Genomic DNA, 1371 nt, shown 5'->3' on the forward strand with positions numbered 1-1371 from the left:
AAGGCTGAGCTGTGATGGGGAAGCTCCTTATGGAGCGAAGTCTTTGATTCCCCGCTGCCAAGAAAAGCTTCTAGCGAGATAAAAGGTGCCTGTACCGCAAACCGACACAGGTAGGCGAGGAGAGAATCCTAAGGTGTGCGAGAGAACTCTGGTTAAGGAACTCGGCAAAATGACCCCGTAACTTCGGGAGAAGGGGTGCTTTCTTAACGGAAAGCCGCAGTGAATAGGCCCAAGCGACTGTTTAGCAAAAACACAGCTCTCTGCGAAGCCGTAAGGCGAAGTATAGGGGGTGACACCTGCCCGGTGCTGGAAGGTTAAGGAGAGGGGTTAGCGTAAGCGAAGCTCTGAACTGAAGCCCCAGTAAACGGCGGCCGTAACTATAACGGTCCTAAGGTAGCGAAATTCCTTGTCGGGTAAGTTCCGACCCGCACGAAAGGTGTAACGATTTGGGCACTGTCTCAACCAGAGACTCGGTGAAATTATAGTACCTGTGAAGATGCAGGTTACCCGCGACAGGACGGAAAGACCCCGTGGAGCTTTACTGTAGCCTGATATTGAATTTTGGTACAGTTTGTACAGGATAGGCGGGAGCCATTGAAACCGGAGCGCTAGCTTCGGTGGAGGCGCTGGTGGGATACCGCCCTGACTGTATTGAAATTCTAACCTACGGGTCTTATCGACCCGGGAGACAGTGTCAGGTGGGCAGTTTGACTGGGGCGGTCGCCTCCTAAAGTGTAACGGAGGCGCCCAAAGGTTCCCTCAGAATGGTTGGAAATCATTCGTAGAGTGCAAAGGCATAAGGGAGCTTGACTGCGAGACCTACAAGTCGAGCAGGGACGAAAGTCGGGCTTAGTGATCCGGTGGTTCCGCATGGAAGGGCCATCGCTCAACGGATAAAAGCTACCCCGGGGATAACAGGCTTATCTCCCCCAAGAGTCCACATCGACGGGGAGGTTTGGCACCTCGATGTCGGCTCATCGCATCCTGGGGCTGTAGTCGGTCCCAAGGGTTGGGCTGTTCGCCCATTAAAGCGGTACGCGAGCTGGGTTCAGAACGTCGTGAGACAGTTCGGTCCCTATCCGTCGTGGGCGTAGGAAATTTGAGAGGAGCTGTCCTTAGTACGAGAGGACCGGGATGGACGCACCGCTGGTGTACCAGTTGTTCTGCCAAGGGCATAGCTGGGTAGCTATGTGCGGAAGGGATAAGTGCTGAAAGCATCTAAGCATGAAGCCCCCCTCAAGATGAGATTTCCCATAGCGTAAGCTAGTAAGATCCCTGAAAGATGATCAGGTTGATAGGTTCGAGGTGGAAGCATGGTGACATGTGGAGCTGACGAATACTAATAGATCGAGGACTTAACCATATAATATG

General features: G+C 53.0%; 1 rRNA gene. It reads left to right on the forward strand.

What is annotated here, in order from left to right:
- Positions 1 to 1363, forward strand: a 23S ribosomal RNA gene (locus ACTFSL_RS31060); the annotation flags it as partial.
- Positions 1364 to 1371 lie beyond the last annotated feature (8 nt).

It is taken from the genome of Bacillus cereus group sp. MYBK108-1, assembly GCF_051917185.1.
GTDB lineage: Bacteria > Bacillota > Bacilli > Bacillales > Bacillaceae_G > Bacillus_A > Bacillus_A cereus.